The sequence below is a fragment of the Vibrio sp. 1727 genome (assembly GCF_033344415.1).
In the GTDB taxonomy this organism is placed as follows: domain Bacteria; phylum Pseudomonadota; class Gammaproteobacteria; order Enterobacterales; family Vibrionaceae; genus Vibrio; species Vibrio alginolyticus.
In genome coordinates this window covers 1-686 of the sequence record NZ_JAWPOT010000289.1, presented here as the reverse complement: position 1 = coordinate 686, position 686 = coordinate 1, and the positions used below count along the sequence as shown (strand labels likewise).

At 43.4% G+C, this 686-nt stretch carries 2 tRNA genes and 1 rRNA gene; all 3 read right to left on the bottom strand.

Features of this window, described 5'->3' with window-relative positions:
- Nucleotides 1-348 precede the first annotated feature (348 nt).
- A tRNA-Ala gene (locus R8O10_RS25295) sits at nt 349-424 on the bottom strand.
- Nucleotides 425-466: 42 nt separating this feature from the next.
- Nucleotides 467-543: transfer RNA gene (locus R8O10_RS25290), tRNA-Ile, on the bottom strand.
- Between the two features lie 66 nt (nt 544-609).
- A 16S ribosomal RNA gene (locus R8O10_RS25285) occupies nt 610-686 on the bottom strand; the annotation flags it as partial.

Genomic DNA, 686 nt, shown 5'->3' with positions numbered 1-686 from the left:
TCGCCTCTGACTGCCAAGGCATCCACCGTGTACGCTTAGTCACTTAACCATACAACCCGAAGGAGTTTCGAGTTGATGTTCAAATCACCAAAGTTGTCTCTCATTATTTGAATGAGCGAGAGACATTCGATTTTGCCGGACTCATCTCTTTACCTTCATTTTTAGAAAAAATGAAAACAAAAAGCCAAGAACACTTGAATGTGTTTTTTGGTGTTTATCTTTCGATAAACATTGAGAACTTTACAAACAACAATAAATTGTTGTTTTGTCAGCTTTCCAAATTGTTAAAGAGCTAGATTTTCTGATGAAAACCATTTTTAAAGATTCTTTTTCAAGAACACTTAAAGATGGTGGAGCTATGCGGGATCGAACCGCAGACCTCCTGCGTGCAAGGCAGGCGCTCTCCCAGCTGAGCTATAGCCCCATCAAGGTGTCGATACTGTCGCCAATTCCTTGGGAAAGAAATTGGTGGGTCTGAGTGGACTCGAACCACCGACCTCTCGCTTATCAGGCGAACGCTCTAACCACCTGAGCTACAGACCCAGTATCGTCTCTTTACTTTATAAACCGTATCAATCTGTGTGAACACTCATCGCAATAATCATCGTATAAGGAGGTGATCCAGCGCCAGGTTCCCCTAGCGCTACCTTGTTACGACTTCACCCCAGTCATGAACCACAAAGTGG